This is a genomic window from Komagataeibacter melaceti (assembly GCF_003403295.1).
Classification (GTDB): domain Bacteria; phylum Pseudomonadota; class Alphaproteobacteria; order Acetobacterales; family Acetobacteraceae; genus Komagataeibacter; species Komagataeibacter melaceti.
The window spans coordinates 24,439-42,555 of sequence record NZ_QUWV01000039.1; the positions used below are offsets into that span (position 1 = coordinate 24,439).

Annotated in this window: 15 protein-coding genes and 3 tRNA genes; 11 read left to right on the forward strand and 7 right to left on the reverse strand. The window is 61.0% G+C overall.

Annotation, left to right across the window (positions count from 1 at the left end; all coding sequences use genetic code 11):
- Positions 1 to 7 precede the first annotated feature (7 nt).
- Genes DY926_RS04840 through DY926_RS04850 form a run of 3 tightly spaced genes read left to right on the forward strand, consistent with a single transcriptional unit; the run spans position 8 to position 3,566 of the window.
- Positions 8 to 1,567, forward strand: a complete 1,560-nt coding sequence (locus DY926_RS04840) for an ABC transporter ATP-binding protein (RefSeq protein WP_116702388.1) — start codon at positions 8 to 10, stop codon at positions 1,565 to 1,567.
- The gene (locus tag DY926_RS04845; protein ID WP_116702334.1) at positions 1,567 to 2,631 is read left to right on the forward strand and encodes an ABC transporter permease; all 1,065 of its coding nucleotides are present in this window, start codon (positions 1,567 to 1,569) and stop codon (positions 2,629 to 2,631) included. Before DY926_RS04840 ends, DY926_RS04845 begins: the two co-directional genes overlap by 1 nt.
- Complete coding sequence (locus DY926_RS04850; protein WP_116702335.1) at positions 2,628 to 3,566, forward strand: ABC transporter permease; 939 nt, start codon at positions 2,628 to 2,630, stop codon at positions 3,564 to 3,566. The genes DY926_RS04845 and DY926_RS04850 overlap by 4 nt, the downstream gene beginning before the upstream one ends.
- A gap of 19 nt (positions 3,567 to 3,585) precedes the next feature.
- On the opposite strand, the gene DY926_RS04855 is transcribed toward DY926_RS04850, so the two are convergent.
- Entirely contained in the window at positions 3,586 to 4,671 is a 1,086-nt protein-coding gene (locus DY926_RS04855) for an ABC transporter substrate-binding protein (RefSeq protein ID WP_116702336.1), read from the reverse strand.
- A gap of 141 nt (positions 4,672 to 4,812) precedes the next feature.
- Between DY926_RS04855 and DY926_RS04860 the strand changes: the two genes are divergently transcribed.
- Positions 4,813 to 4,888 (forward strand) — tRNA-Asn (locus DY926_RS04860).
- Positions 4,889 to 5,046: 158 nt separating this feature from the next.
- On the opposite strand, the gene DY926_RS04865 is transcribed toward DY926_RS04860, so the two are convergent.
- On the reverse strand, positions 5,047 to 5,571 hold the full coding sequence (locus tag DY926_RS04865; protein ID WP_116702389.1) for a GlcG/HbpS family heme-binding protein: 525 nt from the start codon (positions 5,569 to 5,571) through the stop codon (positions 5,047 to 5,049).
- A gap of 425 nt (positions 5,572 to 5,996) precedes the next feature.
- Here DY926_RS04865 and DY926_RS04870 point away from each other — a divergent pair, with 425 nt between their 5' ends.
- Positions 5,997 to 7,220 (forward strand): cation:proton antiporter, encoded by a 1,224-nt coding sequence (locus DY926_RS04870; protein ID WP_116702337.1) that lies wholly within the window; start codon positions 5,997 to 5,999, stop codon positions 7,218 to 7,220.
- A gap of 33 nt (positions 7,221 to 7,253) precedes the next feature.
- Here DY926_RS04870 and DY926_RS04875 read toward each other — a convergent pair whose 3' ends face one another.
- Positions 7,254 to 8,522, reverse strand: a complete 1,269-nt coding sequence (locus tag DY926_RS04875; protein ID WP_116702338.1) for an MFS transporter — start codon at positions 8,520 to 8,522, stop codon at positions 7,254 to 7,256.
- Positions 8,523 to 8,629: 107 nt separating this feature from the next.
- Between DY926_RS04875 and DY926_RS04880 the strand changes: the two genes are divergently transcribed.
- The 5 genes from DY926_RS04880 to DY926_RS04900 all read left to right on the forward strand — a co-directional run bounded on the left by DY926_RS04880 (position 8,630) and on the right by DY926_RS04900 (position 10,125).
- Positions 8,630 to 8,995, forward strand: a complete 366-nt coding sequence (locus DY926_RS04880) for a tRNA-binding protein (RefSeq protein ID WP_116702339.1) — start codon at positions 8,630 to 8,632, stop codon at positions 8,993 to 8,995.
- A complete protein-coding gene (gpt, locus tag DY926_RS04885) occupies positions 8,995 to 9,477 on the forward strand; it encodes a xanthine phosphoribosyltransferase (protein ID WP_116702340.1) in 483 nt (160 codons plus the stop codon). Before DY926_RS04880 ends, gpt begins: the two co-directional genes overlap by 1 nt.
- 139 nt (positions 9,478 to 9,616) lie before the next feature.
- Positions 9,617 to 9,693 (forward strand) — tRNA-Pro (locus tag DY926_RS04890).
- 22 nt (positions 9,694 to 9,715) lie between these two features.
- Positions 9,716 to 10,021 (forward strand): ETC complex I subunit, encoded by a 306-nt coding sequence (locus DY926_RS04895; RefSeq protein WP_158551921.1) that lies wholly within the window; start codon positions 9,716 to 9,718, stop codon positions 10,019 to 10,021.
- Between the two features lie 27 nt (positions 10,022 to 10,048).
- A tRNA-Arg gene (locus DY926_RS04900) sits at positions 10,049 to 10,125 on the forward strand.
- A gap of 264 nt (positions 10,126 to 10,389) precedes the next feature.
- On the opposite strand, the gene DY926_RS04905 is transcribed toward DY926_RS04900, so the two are convergent.
- The 3 genes from DY926_RS04905 to DY926_RS04915 all read right to left on the reverse strand — a co-directional run bounded on the left by DY926_RS04905 (position 10,390) and on the right by DY926_RS04915 (position 14,984).
- Positions 10,390 to 11,838: an ArnT family glycosyltransferase gene (locus DY926_RS04905; RefSeq protein WP_148707740.1), complete on the reverse strand. Its 1,449-nt coding sequence runs from the start codon at positions 11,836 to 11,838 to the stop codon at positions 10,390 to 10,392.
- Between the two features lie 319 nt (positions 11,839 to 12,157).
- The gene (locus DY926_RS04910) at positions 12,158 to 13,531 is read right to left on the reverse strand and encodes a lipopolysaccharide biosynthesis protein (RefSeq protein ID WP_116702343.1); all 1,374 of its coding nucleotides are present in this window, start codon (positions 13,529 to 13,531) and stop codon (positions 12,158 to 12,160) included.
- 163 nt (positions 13,532 to 13,694) lie between these two features.
- Complete coding sequence (locus DY926_RS04915) at positions 13,695 to 14,984, reverse strand: O-antigen ligase family protein (protein ID WP_116702344.1); 1,290 nt, start codon at positions 14,982 to 14,984, stop codon at positions 13,695 to 13,697.
- 275 nt (positions 14,985 to 15,259) lie between these two features.
- Between DY926_RS04915 and DY926_RS04920 the strand changes: the two genes are divergently transcribed.
- Positions 15,260 to 15,946 carry a phosphoribosyltransferase gene (locus DY926_RS04920; RefSeq protein ID WP_116702345.1) on the forward strand — a complete coding sequence of 229 codons (687 nt, stop codon included), beginning with the start codon at positions 15,260 to 15,262 and terminating at the stop codon, positions 15,944 to 15,946.
- Between the two features lie 369 nt (positions 15,947 to 16,315).
- Here DY926_RS04920 and DY926_RS04925 read toward each other — a convergent pair whose 3' ends face one another.
- The gene (locus DY926_RS04925; protein ID WP_116702346.1) at positions 16,316 to 18,088 is read right to left on the reverse strand and encodes a glycosyl hydrolase family 28-related protein; all 1,773 of its coding nucleotides are present in this window, start codon (positions 18,086 to 18,088) and stop codon (positions 16,316 to 16,318) included.
- Positions 18,089 to 18,117: the final 29 nt, after the last annotated feature.

Here is an 18,117-nt window from a genome sequence, read left to right on the forward strand (position 1 = left end):
GCCCGGCATGGCGCCGGGCACGCCGCCCATCCTGCAGTTGCGCGGCATTGCCAAGCTCTTTCCCGGCGTCGTTGCCAACAAGGATGTGGACCTGGATGTCTGGCCGGGGGAAATCCATGCCCTGCTGGGTGAGAACGGGGCAGGCAAGTCCACGCTGATGAATGTCGTGACCGGCATCTACCAGCCGGAAGAAGGCGAGATCATCCTTGATGGCTACGGCCAGAGCTTTGCCTCCCCACAGGATGCGATCCGCGCGGGCATCGGCATGGTGCATCAACATTTCAAGCTGGTGGAAGCCTTTACGGTGGCCGAAAACATCCATCTGGGCTGGGACGAAGCGCCCCGTATCGCCTCCCCCGCCGTAATGGAAGCCCGCACGCGCGAGATTTCGGAACGCTTCGGCTTTCCCGTCCGGCCCGATGCGCGGGTGTGCGACCTTTCGGCCGGTGAGCAGCAGCGTGTCGAGATCCTGCGCGTTCTGGCGCGCAAGGCCCGCCTGCTGATCATGGACGAACCCACCGCCGTCCTGACACCGGAGGAGACGCAGGAGCTCTTCCGCGCGCTGCGGGCGTTCCGCGCGCAGGGCAACGCCGTCATCATCATCAGCCACAAGCTGGACGAGGTGATGGAGATTTCCGACCGGGTGAGCATCCTGCGCCGCGGGCGCAAGGTCGGCACGTTCAACACGGCGGAGTGCAATCCCTCCATGCTGGCGGCGACCATGGTGGGCCGCGACATTGTCCGGCGCAACATGCGCGCCCGGCCCGAGGGAGCGGCCCCCATCGCCACGACACCGATCATGCAGTTGCGCAACGTAAGCGTGTGCGATGACCGGGGCGTGGATACGCTGCGCGATGTCAGTCTGGACCTGTATGGCGGCGAGATTCTGGGCATTGCGGGCGTTGCCGGCAATGGACAGCGCGAACTGACCCATGTGCTGACCGGCCTCATGGCCCGCACATCGGGCGAGATCCTGCTGGATGGCAAGCCGGTTGCCCATGCCGACCCCGCACTGTTCGCCTCGGCCGGTGTCGGCCACATACCCGAGGACCGGCTGCGCAGCGCGCTTGCGCCCTCGCTGTCCATCACGTCCAACATGGCGCTGCGTGAATACGTCCATCCCCCCATCGGGCGGCACGGGCTGTATGACGCCGCCGCTGCCAGCGCGCTGGCTGGCGAGATCGCGGAGCTGGCGCAGGTCAACATTCCCGATTTCGCCATGCCGGTGCGCAACCTGTCGGGCGGGAACCAGCAGCGCCTGGTGGCCCGGCGCGAAATCCGCATTGCCAGCCGGGTGCTGGTCGCGGCCTACCCCGCGCGCGGGCTGGATATCGGGGCCATCGCCACCATGCTGGGCTACCTGACCGACCTGCGTGACCAGGGGGTGGCCGTCGTCTTCATCTCGGAGGACCTGGAAGACCTGCTGAATGTATCGGACCGGATCGGGGTCATGTTCCATGGCCGCCTCATGTCCGTCATCGAGGCCGAAGGGGCCGACATCGCCACCATTGGCATGCTTATGGGGGGGCGCGAGCCGACCGACATGCAACCAGGAGCAGCACAGTAATGGCCACACGTGCATTCCAGCGCCTGCCGACAGCGCCCGCGGGGCGGATTCTCACCCTTCGGCTTGTGGCGATCATCGTGTCACTGTTCATCATCGCCGGGGTGCTGGCGCTGGCCGGGCACAGCCCGCTCATGCTGGCGCAACTGATCGTGCATTCAACACTCGGCTCACGCTTCGGGCTGGAGGACCTGGCCCTGTTCATGTGCCCGCTGCTGCTGACCGGTGCGGCCGTGACCGTGTGCGGCACGATCGGGCTGTGGAATATCGGTGCGGAAGGCCAGTTCTATGCTGGCGCCATCGCCGCGACCGGGGTGGCGCTGGGCCTGCATGGCCCGACGCTTGTCATCCTGCCGCTCATGACCATTGCGGGCATCCTTGGCGGCATGGCGTGGATTGCGGTGCCAACGCTGGCCCGCGCCTATGCCGGGGTGAACGAGATCATCACCACGCTCCTGCTCAACTTCATCGCATCGCTGCTGACATATTACCTGACCACCGGCCCGTGGCGGGACCGGATCAGCGGGGCGCAGGTCTCCACGCAGCGGATATCGGTTTCCATCCCTGAAATGTGGGGCATCGTGCACTGGGGCTTCCCGGTGGCCATTCTTATCGTGATCGGGCTGGCGCTAATGCTGTCGCGCACCCGGTGGGGGTATGAAATCCGCATTGGCGGGGCCAACCCGGAAGCCGCGCGCTATGCCGGGATTCCGGTGCGGCTGCGCATCATTTCCGTCATGCTGCTTTCCGGCGGGCTGGCGGGGCTGGCCGGAATGTTCGAGGTGGCAGGCACGGTCCACCGCCTGCAGGGCGGCATGGCCAATAATTTCGGTTACCTGGGCATTGTAGTGGCAGTGCTGGCGCGGGGGTCGTGCCTGAACGTGATCCCGGCAGCACTGCTCATGGCGCTCATACTTGATTCCGGCATTGTCATGCAGACGCAGCAGCTTTCGGCTTCGGTCATCCTGGCCATTACCGGACTGATCCTGTTCATGATCGCAATCGGGGATGAACTGGCCCATTACCGGCCTGTGGCCAAGGTGGCGGCGGGAGGGAAAACATCATGATCGTATTGCTGACAGGCATGCTGGCCACCGCCGTACTGGCCGGTGGCGTACTCGCCCTCGCCGCGCTGGGCGAGGTGCTGGCCGAACGGGTGGGCGTGACCAACCTGGGTGTTGAAGGGCTGATGGCGCTGGGCGCGGTCACGGCGGTCATTACCGTATTTTCCGTCCATTCCCCATGGCTCGGGCTGCTGGCCGCCATCACCGTGGGGGCGCTGGGGGGCATGGTCTTCGCCTTTGGCGCCGTGGTGATGCGGGCCAACCAGGTGCTGTGCGGGCTGGCGACCACTTTCATGGGGCTGGGGCTGTCCACTGCGCTGGGGCACAACTATGCAGGGCAGCCGGTGGATGCGATCTTCGGGCATGTCAACATCCCGCTGCTTTCCGCCATTCCGGTCATTGGCCCTGCCCTGTTTGGCCAGAATATCCTGATCATACCGATATACGTGCTGCTGCCGCTGCTGGTGCATTTCGTCATGTTCCGCACGCGCCACGGCCTGAACATGCGCGCGGTGGGGGAAAACCCGGCTGCGGCGGATGCGGCGGGCATACCGGTCATGGCCATGCGGTTCTGGTACGTCACCCTTGGCGGGGCATTCGCGGGCATGGCGGGTGGTTACCTGACGCTGACCTATGTGCCGGTATGGTCCGAGGGCATGGTGGCGGGGCGTGGCTGGATCGCGCTGGCGCTGGTCATCTTCGCGGGGTACAGGCCGATTATCGTTACACTTTCCGCGCTGCTGTTCGGGCTGGTGACGGCACTGTCCTTTGTCGGGCAGGCGCATAACTGGCCGATTGACCCGGCCTTCCTGAACATGCTGCCCTATCTGGGCACGATGGCCTTCATTATCGTGCCCGTGGTGGTCTGGCACCGCATGCGGCGCATCATGGCGGCACCGGCCGCCCTGGCACAGCCGTACTATCGCGACGTGCGCTGATCCCTGCCCATAACCTGCGTCACGGCCCTGCAACCGGGGCGTGATGCAGGATATCGGCTGAAACATGGCGCGCATAACCTGCTGAATCGAGGCTGTCCGGAAATAGGCCCAGCAGCTTCAGTTCATCCACATAGCGTGCGATCTGGGTTTTCAGCTCATTGCCCACCGGGGCTATGCCCAGCACTTCATGGCCCATCATCTGCAGGATCTCATCCTGCCCCATGCCCGCAACCCGGCCATCCAGCAGGGTTGCGGCCTCGGGCATATGCGCGGGCAGCCAGCGGGCCGCATCACGCAGCGCAAGCACTAGCGCCACGGCGGCCGATGGCGTCTGTTGCAGGACATCCGTTGATATGCCGAGCGCGAGATTGGTACGGCGCGCATACAGGCCGCTCACGCTATTGACCAGTTCAACCAGCCCCAGCGCCGGGTTGCGCAATAACTGCCACGCCAGCGGGTCATGCAGCGCCACGGCATCGACACTTCCGGCCAGCAGGGCATCATCAATCTGGTCCGGTGGCAGGATGACCCAGTTTGGGGCAGTTTCCGGGTTCAGGCCCTTGCGCCGCAGGATAACGGAAAAGAACAGGCGATCGGCCATATCGGCATTGAGCACGGCAATACGGTGGCCAACGAGGTCCTCGATCTTGGCGATCCGGAGCCGCCGCCGCACCAGCAGGCGGAACGTGCCCGCCTGCAACCCCATGACCAGCCGGGCCGGCAGGTTCGCATTTGCCTGAAAAGCCTGCAACCATGACAGCACGGGCGCCACCGCCGCCATGCACCGCCCGGCCTGGATATCAGCAATGGCGTCACGGCCTGTCAGCACCCCTTCGCGCAGATGCACGTCCAGCCGGTACTGTGAGAAAAAATCCTGCCTCAGCGCAACATTGTACAGGATGGACGTTCCCGCATATGGCCATGACAGCGTCAGGTCATGGGGTTCGCCATCCAGCAGGGCGTCATCACGCTGGCTGATACGGGCCTGCTGGCGGCTTTGCAGCCATTGCGCGCCCACCACCGCCCCCCCTGCGGCAGCCAGTAGCGACATAACCACACGACGGCGCGGGAGTGGTGGCTTCCCGTCCCGGTTATCTTGCATCATTGGCTGCCGTTTCTCCTGCCATGCGAGGGTGTTACCGTTCTTTTACCCGGTATGGCCTCCCTTATTCCCCTTTTTGAAAAAAAGTTCAAAAGGGGGGTTTACGCCTCCCCATCTGTGTGGCTATAAGCTGCTCAACGCTGATCCCGAATAGCTCAGTTGGTAGAGCAAGCGACTGTTAATCGCTGGGTCGTAGGTTCGAGTCCTACTTCGGGAGCCACCTTTCCTTAAAATAAAATACGCGGATAATGGGCCTGATTTCAGGGCTTTACCTGAATATGGAACGGCGCTTTCGCGTCTGCGCACAGCTTTGGTCCGGCAGGGAACCTGCCCGCGTTTCTGTGCTCCATTGATCAGCTGCAATCAGCCTATGATCCGCTAACGGAAATCCGCCCTGAATTTCGTGACTGCGGCCTGTGCGCAGGCTTCGTCCTTCTCGCCTCCGGGCGCGCCGGATACGCCAATGCCGCCCAGCACCACATTATCCGATACGCGGCGCAACGTGACCCCACCGGGCACGAACAGCACCTCCGGAATGGTGTTGAGCGCGCCATTGGCCGGGCCGGTCACCTTGGCGGCGATCAGTTCGCTGGTTGTATTCATGTTGAAAGCCAGCCCGTAGGAATAGGCCGTATAGGCCTTGCGGTACGAAACCGACAGGGACTGGAGCGGCACGCTGTCCCCCTTGATCACGGCCTGCTGGTGGCCGGTCGTATCCACAACCGTCGCGGTTACGGAATAGCCCTGCGCCGCGCAGGCCCGCACGGCTTCGGACGCCAGATGTTCAGCCGTGGACCAGTCCAGCTTGGCGGTCGTGACGATATGGCTCTGGGCATGGGCGTGACTACCTGCCACCAGTCCCGCAAGGATAATGGCATTGCGCAATACGTGACGTGGGGACATCTCGGGCCATTCCCTGCTGTGGCAGCCCATGATGCGCAACACCCCGGGCCGGGCGCAATCACAAACAGACGTTCTATCCTGTTCCGCCGATCACGATCATGAATGAGGGGGCGGCCCGTCCTGACCGGATGCAACCATTACGCTCGCCATATCCATGGAACCGCACCCGGCATCCACTACACGTCAGAAAAATGGGCAAATAAGGCCTGACCGGGTGCAAAACCCGGCCTGAAAACCGGCGTTACAGACTTTTCCCGCTATATGAACCCCACCCATGCCTGGTGGTAAATGGCGGGAAGAAACAGCCGTAATAAATCCAGATTATGCCATATATTGCATACTTTCAGAAACTTAACAAAATAAAATTTTGCACTCAGGTTTTTATATATCATATATGTCCGGTATAAATAAGGAAGGAGTGCAATTTGTCAGACATTACGGCGCTTGTTCTTGATATTGGCCTGTTTGTTATTTTCCCATGGGGATTATGGCGGCTGTTACATCGGACGGTTCCCATCGTCGTCCTGCCTATCCTGCTGGGGATCATACTGGCTGTCATGCACGCGCCGGTGCAGCAACTGGGTATCCCTTCCGTCCTGGGCAACAATATCGGGTGGCTGGCCGTTCTGGTGCTGGCCTTCACTGCCGGGCTGGAAATGTGGCAGGACCCCGATGTCCACCCATCCGCACATGTCATTCCCCCGCCCTCACTGGGCCGCCTGCTGGGTGGCGCGCTGGTCGCACTGGGCGGCCCGTTCGTGATCGGGTCGGTTTTTGTCTATTATTTTCTCCTGCCGCTCCATGGCTGGCAGCCCCCGCATGTGTCTCCGCTGATCGGGGCCATGTCCATCGGGCTGTGCATCGCCGTCAGCGCCCTGCCCGTGCTGATCGGGATCGTGCGCGAACTGGACCCGGTCCAGCGTTCCATCGGGCAGCTTGCGCTCAAGCTGGCCGTGGTGGATGACGCGGCCCTGTGGATCGGGCTGGTCACGCTGCAGTTCATGGCGCGCGGGCCTGCCGCGCTGCATGGGTGGACCGGGCTGGAATTCGTGGCCGTCGCACTTCTGGTGGCGCTGGCCATAGTCAGCAACTGGGCCACCCGCAACATGCCCAATCCCCCCACATGGGGCATATGGGCAGCGGTGCCGATCTATCTGGCCGCGGGTTCATGGGCCAGCATGCAGCTTGGGCTGCATGAACTGATCGGGGCATATTTTGCCGGTGCGCTCATGCCGCCACGGTGGGTGGCGCGCCTGCCGGTGGAACGGGTCGGGACGTTCTCGCTCATCTGGCTGGCGCCGATGTTCTTTGGCCATAGCGGGCTGCACATCAATGGCGATGCACTGACATGGCCCTCGGTCACGGCATCGCTGCTGCTGGTCGTCATTTCCGTGCTGGCCAAGATGGGATCGGTCTATATCTTCCCGCCCGCGCCAAACCTGTCACGGCGGCAGGCGCTTGGCATGGGCGCGCTGCTGCAATGCAAGGGGCTTATGGAAATCGTGGCCGCCACCATCCTGCATGCACAGGGCATGCTGTCGGATTTCGCCTTTGCCTCGCTCATGGTTCTGGCGGTCGCCTCCACAACCCTGACCGGCCCGCTTTTCCACCTGTTTGCACCCCGCACAGGCGGGGACAATACGCCCTGAAAACCATGCGCCGCATCCGGGCGGCGGGAAGCCTTAATCCGGCGTTATGTCATCCAGCCGGTCCAGCCGCCATAAGGCGGGGAACATCCGTATCCACAGGGCCGTAACAACCAGCGTGCCGACACCACCCAGCGCCACGGACCCGACCGGCCCGACCAGACTGGCCAGCATCCCGCTTTCAAACTCGCCAAGCTGGTTGGAGGAGCCAAGGAACAGCATGTTCACGGCAGAAACCCGCCCCCGCATGCTGTCGGGCGTGCGCAGTTGCACCAATGCCCCCCGCACCACCACGCTGACCACATCCGCCGCCCCCAGCACAGCCAGCGCGATGATGGAAACCGCCATGGAGCGCGACAGGGCAAAGATGACGGTCGCCACCCCGAATATGGCCACCGCCGCGAACATGCGCGGCCCCGCCCGATGGTTGAGCGGCCGCCACACCAGCAGGAGCGAACACAGCACCGCCCCCACGGCTGGCGCGGCCCGCAGCAGGCCCAGCCCCAGCGGGCCGGCATGCAGGATGTCACTGGCATAGACCGGCAACATGGCGGTCGCCCCACCCAGCAGCACCGCGAACAGGTCCAGCGAGATCGCGCCCAGCATGTCGGGCCGTGCGCGCATGAAATGCATGACCTCGATAAAGGCGGCGCGTGAAAGCGGTGCACGCGCACGCGGCGTAAAGGCCAGCCGGATGCGCAGCGTGCCGATGCATGCGCACGTAAAACCAATGGCGCAGACAAGATAGCACACCCCGGCCCCCGCCCCGTACAGCAGGCCGCCCACTGATGGCCCGGTCACCGCCGCTGCCTGAAACAGTGAAGATGAAACCGCCGCCGCACGTGGGAACACATGGGTGGGCACCAGTACGGGCAGGAATGTCTGCTGGCATGGCATCTCGAACGCACGCGCCGCACCGAATATGATGACCATGGCGTAGATCATCCATGGCGTTGTCCAGCCCCCCAGCGCACTGATGGCCATGAGCAGCGCCGCAACCGCCTCGATACACTGGCACGTCACCACAATGGCCTGCCGGTTGAAGTGATCCGCCGCATGGCCTGCGGGCAGCAGCAGCCCGGCCATGGGCAGGAACTGCGCCAGCCCCACCAGCGCCAGCGCCGTCGTGCTGTGGGTCAGCGCATAGATCTGCCACCCCACCGCCACCGCCTGCACACAGGCGGAAAAGGACGAAGCCGTACGCGCGGCCAGGAACGCCACCAGCCCCGGATTATGGCGAAAGGATGCGGGGCGCAGGGGTGGTTCGCCCCCGGTGCGGGCCGGGGTTGTGGAAGCTGAAGGCATGATGGCCGCACCCTAGCAGCAGCCATGGCGATTTTCCTACGCTTACCCGCGTAAAAAGTATGTTCGCCCGTTTGCAAATCCGCCCCAACACAGGCAAAAGCTCTTCCATGACAGACCCCGCAAAGCATGCCACTGCCTCCACCCCGCAAGGGGACGCACGTGACTGGCTCGATATTCGTGCCGGTACGGTCGTGGCGGCACGGCCTGTGCCCGAGGCCCGGCAGCATGCCTTCTGGCTGACCATTGATTTCGGCCCCCATATCGGGACCCGACATTCGGTGGTGCAGGTCAGTCGTCGCTATGACCCTGCCCGGCTGACCGGCCGCCAGGTCTGCGCGGTTATCAACATCCCGCCCCGGCAGGTCGGAACCTTCCGCAGTGAAGTGCTGACGCTGGGCATGCCCGACAGTAATGGAGAAGCCATCCTGATCCGCCCGGATGGCCGCGTTCCCGATGGAGGAAAACTTTTCTGATGGCTACAAGCTACGCAACCGTAACATGGGACCAGCTGCACCGCGATGCCCGTCAACTGGCCAGCACGCTGATTTCCCGTGGCCCCTTCAAGGGAATTGTGGCCATCACGCGCGGTGGCATGATCCCTGCCGCGATCATCGCCCGTGAACTGGACTGCCGCCTGATCGAGACCGTCTCCGTCGTGACCTACGATGAAGAAAAGATGGGCGAGCCCAACGTGATCAAGTCTCCCGAGGCCGCTGGCGATGGCGAAGGCTTCGTGATCATTGACGACCTGGTGGATTCCGGCGTGACGGCGCAGCTCGTGCGCCAGATGCTGCCCAAGGCGGTGTTCGCCTGCCTGTACGCCAAGCCCGCCGGCCGCCCCATCACGGACCTGTTCGTGGTGGAAGTGCCGCAGGATACGTGGGTTCTTTTCCCGTGGGACACGGCGCCGCTGTTCATTCCGCCGCTGGCCAGCAAATCGGGTGGGGAGGACTGATCCCCTCCCCTTCAACACGAGGTGTTGTTGACCGCGCCCGCCTGCATGCACTTGCCGCAGGCACGATGGGCGCGGTATTTTTTTGAAAGAATGTGCTTGCCAGCGCGGCAGTTGCCACATAGGTTCCCGCTCGTGGTCGCGGGGCGTGGCGCAGCCTGGTAGCGCGCGTGTTTTGGGTACACGAGGCCCCCGGTTCGAGTCCGGGCGCCCCGACCATATCCAGGGAGATGAAATGTTCATGCGAGCCCGGATTTACAGGAAGTCCAAGCCCTCCACCCAGTCTGGGCAGGCCGGCACCCATACATGGGTTCTGGAATACGGGCAGAACCGCCCCCGCCATGTCGATTCCCTGATGGGATGGACCGGCAGCGCGGATACCCCCTCCCAGATCAGGCTCCAGTTTCCGGATCAGGACAGCGCGGTTGCCTACGCCACGGAGCAGGGCATCGCCTTTGACATTGAGATTCCCGCCCCCCGCATCCGCCGCCCCAAGGCCTATGCCGATAATTTCCGTTATGATCGTATCCAGAACTGGACGCATTAAGCGCCATCTGGCACAACGACATGCCCCGCGCCCTTAGCTCAGTTGGATAGAGCAACAGCCTTCTAAGCTGTGGGTCGCTGGTTCGAATCCAGCAGGGCGCGCCATTTTCCAGTGGGTTGGCAGTTAGAGGCAGGCTTGTATCGCCTGCCTGCATGCCGTGTCCTGAGGCACGGACAGCCGACCTTGCCCTGAATGACGATACTCAATGCCTGTCGTACATTCCCGGGGCCAATCTTCACCATAAAATATCAAACATTTCCGGCACCTTTGTGCCACGGGGCTTGTCTGTGCCTGTTGGTGCCGCCTGCCTGACATCCAATCGTCCGACAGGAAAAGGCATGGGCAACCCGGCATCCATAACCAGCCGGTCAGTGTATGCGCTTATAAACCACCCAGTTTTTCTGCCCCTGCACTGTCCTGAATGTTTCCTGATAGTTGGCACGGATTTCCTGATACACCATCTGCCGTATCAGCTCATTTTCGGCAATGTCCCCCGGCTCATGCGTCAGGATATAGGTCGGCCGACTGGCGAGAATTTTCCTGATTTCATCCTGCTGGTTGATGCCGGTCGCGTGCTCTTCCACCGTACTGTTCAGGTGGTCCGGAAACGGGTGGGTGGTAAGATGGCAGTATTTTGTAAAGTCATAGACAATAGGCGAGCCGCCATACACGAACACACATCCCTCCGGGTTGGAAACCGCGGCAATGACCGCACGGAACCTCTGGGCATTCCCCTGTGTGTGAAGGTGCTTGGCAAGCAGGACCTGCCCCTTGACCGTGGCGTAGGTGACCACCAGACATAGCCAGATTTTGCCTGCCTTACGGTTCCATAACGGTGACGCCGCAACTGCAAGCGGCGGGAGCATGGGCAGGGCATAATGGAGATAGCGCGTACCCATAATGCAGACACCGCCCACAGCCGCTAGCGCCCACAGGTTGAGAAACTGCGCGCATCTTTTCTGCTGGTCATCCATCGGGGCGGAGAGAAAGGGACGCAGGGGAAAGCTCAGCAGCAGCGGGGCAGTCAGCCACAGCATCCTGATCCCCTCCTGCCGGGAGGATGAGAGGCCGGTACGATGGAAGATTGAAAGGATATTGGCATACCACCAGTCATACCCATGCCCCATGGCCACATAGGCCAGGGCGATGACGGTGGTCGGGGCCAGTGCTATAGCCATCCATGCCAGCATCTGGACAAATATGTCCCGGTAAGATGCTCCTGCCTTATAAAGGCAATAGATCAGGAACAGACCTGCAAAAGCCCCCTCAAATATGACTGTATATTTTATCTGTATTGCAATACCGAACAGCAGCATGACCTTGCGGGCCGTTCTGGCAATATCCTGCGGCGTGGAAGACTTATGGACAAGGCCGCGCAAAACAAGCGCCATCGCCATGGCCACCGGCAGATTGTAAAAAACGGGGGACTGCCCTCCGTCTCCCCCTTCAAGCACTGTCCAGGCAATATATAACAGGGCCGCGACAAAGGCCCCCGAAGCCGGGGCGATGGTTCTGGCCATCCGCATCAACACAACGCCGGTCAGCCAGACGCTGATGAGTGCGCCAATCTCGAACGCCCATACGCGATAGGAGCCAAACAGGTGGAAAAAAGCGTACAGGATGAAAAGCCCCAGCGGCTTCCTGTCCCATATATCAACAAATGGAATGGCGCCGTGCAGTAACTGCCCACCGGTGAACAGATAGAACCCGACATCAACGCCTATTATCGGATTACCCAGAGCGAGAAAGCGCGTAATTATTGAAAAAACAAGAAGGCATATAATATATTTTGCTTCTCTCGTCTTTTCTTCACCCAAGTATTTTATCATTTTATACATTCATTTAATTGAATTATGTATTTGAAATTCCAATTTGGGTTTTCTATCCCATATTTCCGCAACACGATAAAATAAATCATTATTCACATATAAGTTGCATCCACACGCGTTCCCTGCCCGGCCCGACTGCCTGATGCAGATGAATACCAGTGGTTGCATTGCAGGATCGAACCGGATGGAACGCGGCATGCCCGAAATTGTGGTCCCGGCCGGACGCCGCACAACCTCATACCCCTTTGCAGGAAACGGGAGCGGATACGCACCAGACCCGCCATAATCCCAAGGGGCCGCTGCTCCGTTACCCAGCCTCTTTGTCAGCCCCGACAGCAACAGGATTGGGAGAAGACGCTTCCACCGGCTTACGGCCCGGCGCCACACGGCGGAACCAGGCAAAAACGGGCCGCAGGCACACACACAGCATGATGAGTGCTGCCACATCGGCCGCCGCCGCCGCCCCCTCCAGATGCCAGGCCATCGTCATGCCATAGACCAGCGGCAGGTAGGTCAGGGTCACGATGATCCGGCCCTTCAGCACCTGCGAGATCTGTCCCATTACCGTCAGCAATGGCTCAAGGGGCACTACACCCAGCCCCAGTATGGCGCTGCCCAGCATCAGCATGATCAGGTGCTTTCCACCCTGCCAGTGCACATGGAGCATCCATGTCAGCAGGATGTTGCCCACCGCCATCGCCACCCCCATGAGCACGACCGAAAACCCGGCGATCATGGCAAACAGCTTGATCGTGACACGCTTGATCCCGTACCAGTCCTGCTTTTCACGCAGGCGGATGAATTCAGGGTAGAGGGCGGGCATCATGAGCTGCGCAGGCTTGGCGATCCCCTCGCCAATCTGGCGGGAAACGCGATAGACGGCCGCATCCGCCGGGCCAAGGATACCCCCCACCAGCAATGTGCCAAACTGGTTGAAGACCGAACCCAGCACATGGTTGAAACTGGTGGAAAGCGTGAAGCGCCAGATGCCGGGCGCATCCTCAGGTTTGAGGCGAGTAAACAGGCTGAAACGCAGGGACCCCCCGGCATGGCGCAGTTGCAGCCAGCCCAGCGTGGTGCCGCTTATGAACATGACGATCTGCGTGGCGCTCCACACAAGCAGGTAATAATCCAGCCCCATATGCCACATGAAGCCTATGCCCGAACCCACGGTACGGACCATGATGCCGGTCAGGTCGGTCAGCATTGTCAGCCAGAAGCAGTTACACAGGCGGAACACCCCGGCCGACCAGCTTATGTTCATGAACCACAGGGTCAGCATATAAGCGAATGCCGCCCCCTGGTCCGCTGCGGGCCAGCCCATATAGGTACCGAACAGCGCCACGCCCAGCGTGCCCACAAGCCACCCGACCCCGCCGCTGATGTAATCGGCCCGCATGCAGAATGCCAGCACGCGCGAAAACTGCGCCCGCCTGCCGTTGGTGAACGGGTCGGTGCCATAATGCAGTAGCGGCTGCCAAGACTGCAGGTGCGTCGCGGCCGATACCGCCGTGCCAAAGGTGGTGACAAGCATGAGCACACCGAACTGCTGCAGCCCCAGTGCGCGCACCGCCCAGGCGACATACACAAAGCTGCAGATCGCGTTCGTCGCCCGGCCAGCAATCAGGAAGCCGGTATTGCCGAATATACGCTTGAGCGCATCCCGTTCGTCAGTGGACATGAGTCATCACACGCGCAAAAACCCGCGCACGGGACAGAACCGGACACGTTCCTTTCAGGCAACTGGCGAAAATGATGGGCAAGCTCCTCTTGCTAAAGCCAGATACGACCATGACGGGCAAAGGGTGATCCACTCCCCCGTCATGCCTGTTCGCGCGGGCGCCCTACTGCGGCCTCCCCTCACGATTAGACCCCTGCTCCCCGCATTGCAACCTGCTGGCAACTGGACAGGCCGCAAGCGCCCAGCCAATCGCCATGAACATCCACCCGGCACTGGGCTGGGTCAGGAATGAACTGGTGGACTGCACGGGCCAGAACACGATGCCGCATATAATAGCCAGCATAAGCCGCTGCGGGTCGCGCATGGGTATGATCCCCGCGCATACCGCCTTCAGCCAGCATATGGCCAGGGCAATAAACAGGAGCATCGCAGGCACCCCGCCCATGGTCCCCATAAGCAGATAGTAGTTGTGCGGATGCAGGTTACACCCACCTGCACCGCCATAAGTGTCCTCCGCCACACCCAGCCATGGCAGGCCATGGAAATAGGCAGGGTCCGGGCAGGCATGGCGGAAGCCGTCAAAACCCAGACCCAGCCACGGATGGTGCCAGATCATGACCCCCGCGCGGATGAACAGCATGCCATAAGGGCTCTGGGCAAAGCCCTGCATGTGCATGAGAAAGTTCACAACCAGCTTGTGATAGGCCTGTGGCGCCAGCACCGGTGACAGCCCGATCCCGACCGCCCCCAGCAGCACCACCGCCACCACCCCGCCACGCAGGCGTGGCACCACGATCCCGACAGCCGCCATACCCGCCAGCAGGCAGAGCAGCGGCATGCGCTGGGCCACCAGCACCATTGTCAGCACCAGCCCCAGCAGCAAGCCCGCCGCCATGACCCGCCCGCGCACACCCTCACGCATGGCGAGCCGGATGGCGTAGGGAAAAAGTGTCGGCAGCCCGGTCATGACCAGCGCCTGCCCGGCGCGGGGCGCCCATAACGGCCCCAGCAGCGCCCCGTCTTCCCAGCGGCCATAGCCCATGAAGTTACGCCCGCACAGATATTGCTGCCAGCACCCGACCACCAGCCACAGCGCGATCGCCCCGTAAGCCCGGAGCAGCACGCCACGTATATGCGGATCAGGCAGAACCCAGTGCTGAAGTGCAGCGACAAAGACGAAATACCGCACCAGACATAATGCCTGCATCACTGCATGGGCCGTGCCCGTCATGGCGGAAGACAGCACGATGTCTCCCCACAGCAGTCCCGCCACAATCACCCATGCCTGACGGAGCCAGCACCAGTCGCGGCACATGATGCAATGGACGGCGAACAACACCGCAACGCCTGTCATGACGATTTCCGCAGGAGCCAGCGCGTACAGCAACAGCAGCGGCATCGGTATGACCAGTCCGGTCACAACCCGCCGCATCCACAGTTCAGCCTGTTGCATGCCCTGCCCCTTCCGGCCCCTGCCTGTCGCGCGATACCGTATAGAGGGTGTATCGCAGGAGGGCGGAAAACAAAACGAGTGAAAGAACGCCCCTGAACCAACCTGCCTTCTTCTGGCCTGAAAAGACCATATCCATCAGGTAATTATCGGCCGTTCCGCGCAGCACCCCGCCCGTATGGCAGGCCAATCGCCCTATTGACAGGACGCGTCCCAGCACGACAGTTCATATGCCCTGCCTGCACTGTCCGGCCCCACCATGTTTGCGGAAAACCACCATGACGACACCTTCCTACCATGCCGAATGGCTCCCGCATGCCCAGCCGGAAGCCGCGTCCTGCCATTCCACGTCTTATCCGGTGCGGTTGACGGATGGTTCCACGCTGGTCCTGCCGCTCCGTCCCCTCCCCGATGGGCAGAAGGCCATTGCGCTTCTCATGTCCAACCAGACGGATTTCATAGTCGAGCGTGAAATCATCCGGCTGCTGACCGCCATGGCACGGGAACTGGCCCCGGAGGTCATTGTCGGGGTGCCGACCATGGGGCTGGCCTATGCGCGGCCGGTGGCGGAAAACCTTGGCTTTGGCAACTACGTCGCGCTGGGGCACTCGCGCAAGTTCTGGTATGATGAAGACCTGTCGGAACCCCTGACCTCCTCCACCAGCCCGGACCTGAGCAAGCGGCTGTATCTGGACCCCGCGCTGATTGAGCGCGTGCAGGGCAAGCGCGTCCTGATCATGGATGACGTACTGAACACGGGCCGGACCGCGGCGGTTGCGACACGGCTCATGCATAAAGTTCAGGCTGAGGTTATCGGTATCGGGGCGGTACTGACGGAAGGCTGGGCATGGCAGGCCGAACTGCGCAAGATCAGGCAGGATACCCCCGCGCTGGTCCATGCCCTTGGCCACATCCCGCTATTTGAACGCGTTACGGATGGCTGGTGCCCTGTTGCCGGGAGTTAATGGCTGACTGAACGACCTTGGTTTTACCGAAGAGTAAAACTCTCTGAGGATGAAACCTATGATACAAAAGAAGATATAATGTCATTCGCCTGAATTCCGTAAGCGCACGATGAGCCTTCTGGAAGATCCCAATCGGATTACCCAAGCATTTCAGCAGCCTGCCGCGAAATAGATGGCAAAATTGGCTACCCGGGGTACCGTCTGTTCATGCACGCAGAAATTGGTCAACTAGCACGCGCCGGTCTGCCACTTTTCCATGTCGGAGCGGAAACGCAGCATGGGCGAGATGATGCCTGCCGCAAAGGCGGGACGATTGGCAATCGCCGGACGGCGGCCCCTCCGGTACTGACATGTTATTTCGGTCCATCCTTATTGAAATACGGTATTGTTGGCGCTGACATTATCTGACTGTCCGCTGGCATCGGTAACGCCACCCGTGCATCCACGGAATATGTTTCCGGTAATGACGTTAAAACCAACTCCGCTGCCAAGATAGACCGCCGACATGCTGGTTGAAGCGGACGGGGTGGCTCCAAGACAGAAATTCACACCATTGATTATGGTCGATCCCTCGTCTGCGCCATCCCCACGGACTGAAGGTTCTATCGCCACTCCATATTCATCGGCGGCTGCGCCCGAATGTCCGCATCCGATAATATCGCCGCCGATGACTTTCGTATCCTGCACGAAGGTCTGGAGGCATGCCTTGTAGGAACCTTCCATCTTCCCGCTCAGAAACTCGGCATGGCCCGCTCCGGAGAAACGTGAAGCTGTAAGGTAGACAATGGCATAAGGCTGGTTAAACCCGTAAAGCTGACACGAATTGCACTCCAGATGCACGAAATTGTCCGCCAGAATGGCCGATGAAGTGTCCTGCTTTCCCATGGCATTCACTTCGATCTCCAGCCGATCGCCATGAATGAATTGCGGGCAGGCCCCGATACCTGAACTGTTGGGACACGCAATATAGACGCCGATATTCGTCTGCTCGATGGTAGTATGTCGTATCCAGGCCGCAGCCATGAAATCGGTAAGTTTTATGCCGATGCCAGCACCCTGGGTTGCGTTAGGAAGCTGGCTATCAATCCGGCCATCCGAAACATTCAACACGTCTGCCCGCGTCGGGCAGTTTGAAATGGTACTGCACCCGCTATCCGAACCGTGCCCCCATATACCGACACCATCCAATGCTATCTGCTTTATGGATACATGGTCGATACTGTTATGCACGCCGGAGAACACTTCCACGCCGACATAGGGGTAGAAAATCTCCACATCATGAACACGGCAGAGCTGGCAATGCTGAATGTAGACGGCAGCCCCTGTCTGTGTGGAAGGCATACCTCGGTTGTTCATGATGATGCCCAGGTCACTGATACCACCACCGTACCAGTAGAGATCATTTGCATTAACCGGGGCATCGAAGCTGATAAGGTTCGCGCTTCCGGTCCCCGTTGCGATGATGGAAGTAGCGGTATTGGCCAGATTCCCGCTGCCCCACCCCCAACCTGCGCCACGCAGATAAACGCCGCCACAGGGTATCGAAACGCCAACGGAGGCAGATATGTTGTATTGCCCGGCAGGGAAATACAATGTTCCGCCTTTCCCCTGCGCACGCGCGCACAGCGCGTTTACCGCGTTCTGGATCAGGGGAGTGTCGTCAATATTACCATCACCCGGCGCACCAAAATCCTTGATGCTGACAGTATCCTCAAGCCGTAGCAGGAGCGTCCGCGCAACGGACTGCGCCCACGGTGGGGAATACTGGATAAGGGTGGAAAGCACGCAGGCTACGGTATTCTGGCAGGTGAAGGATGCAGCGGTAATCGCGCCATCCGTGATCGTGGGCGATGTCAGTTTCTGGCTGACAGAAGTGCCACCAGCAATTGCAGGCGTCGCAAGAGACTGATTTTCTGACTGCCCCCCTGATGCGTCAACTTTCGTTCCCATAAGTTCAGGAAGCGTAGAATTTCCCCATTTCAGGCCGCTCCCATCACCATTGGCATCGAGCTTTCTCGCCCACCAGTCCTGCCACTCCTTCGCCGTGGGAATATAGTTCTGGTGCCAGTTCGGAAAGGACTGCGCATGCGCCTGCATGGTCATGCCAGCAATACATAGGGTGGCCAGAAGGAAGCGTCTCATTATTCGGTTTCTCCGTCGCCCGGGCTTCC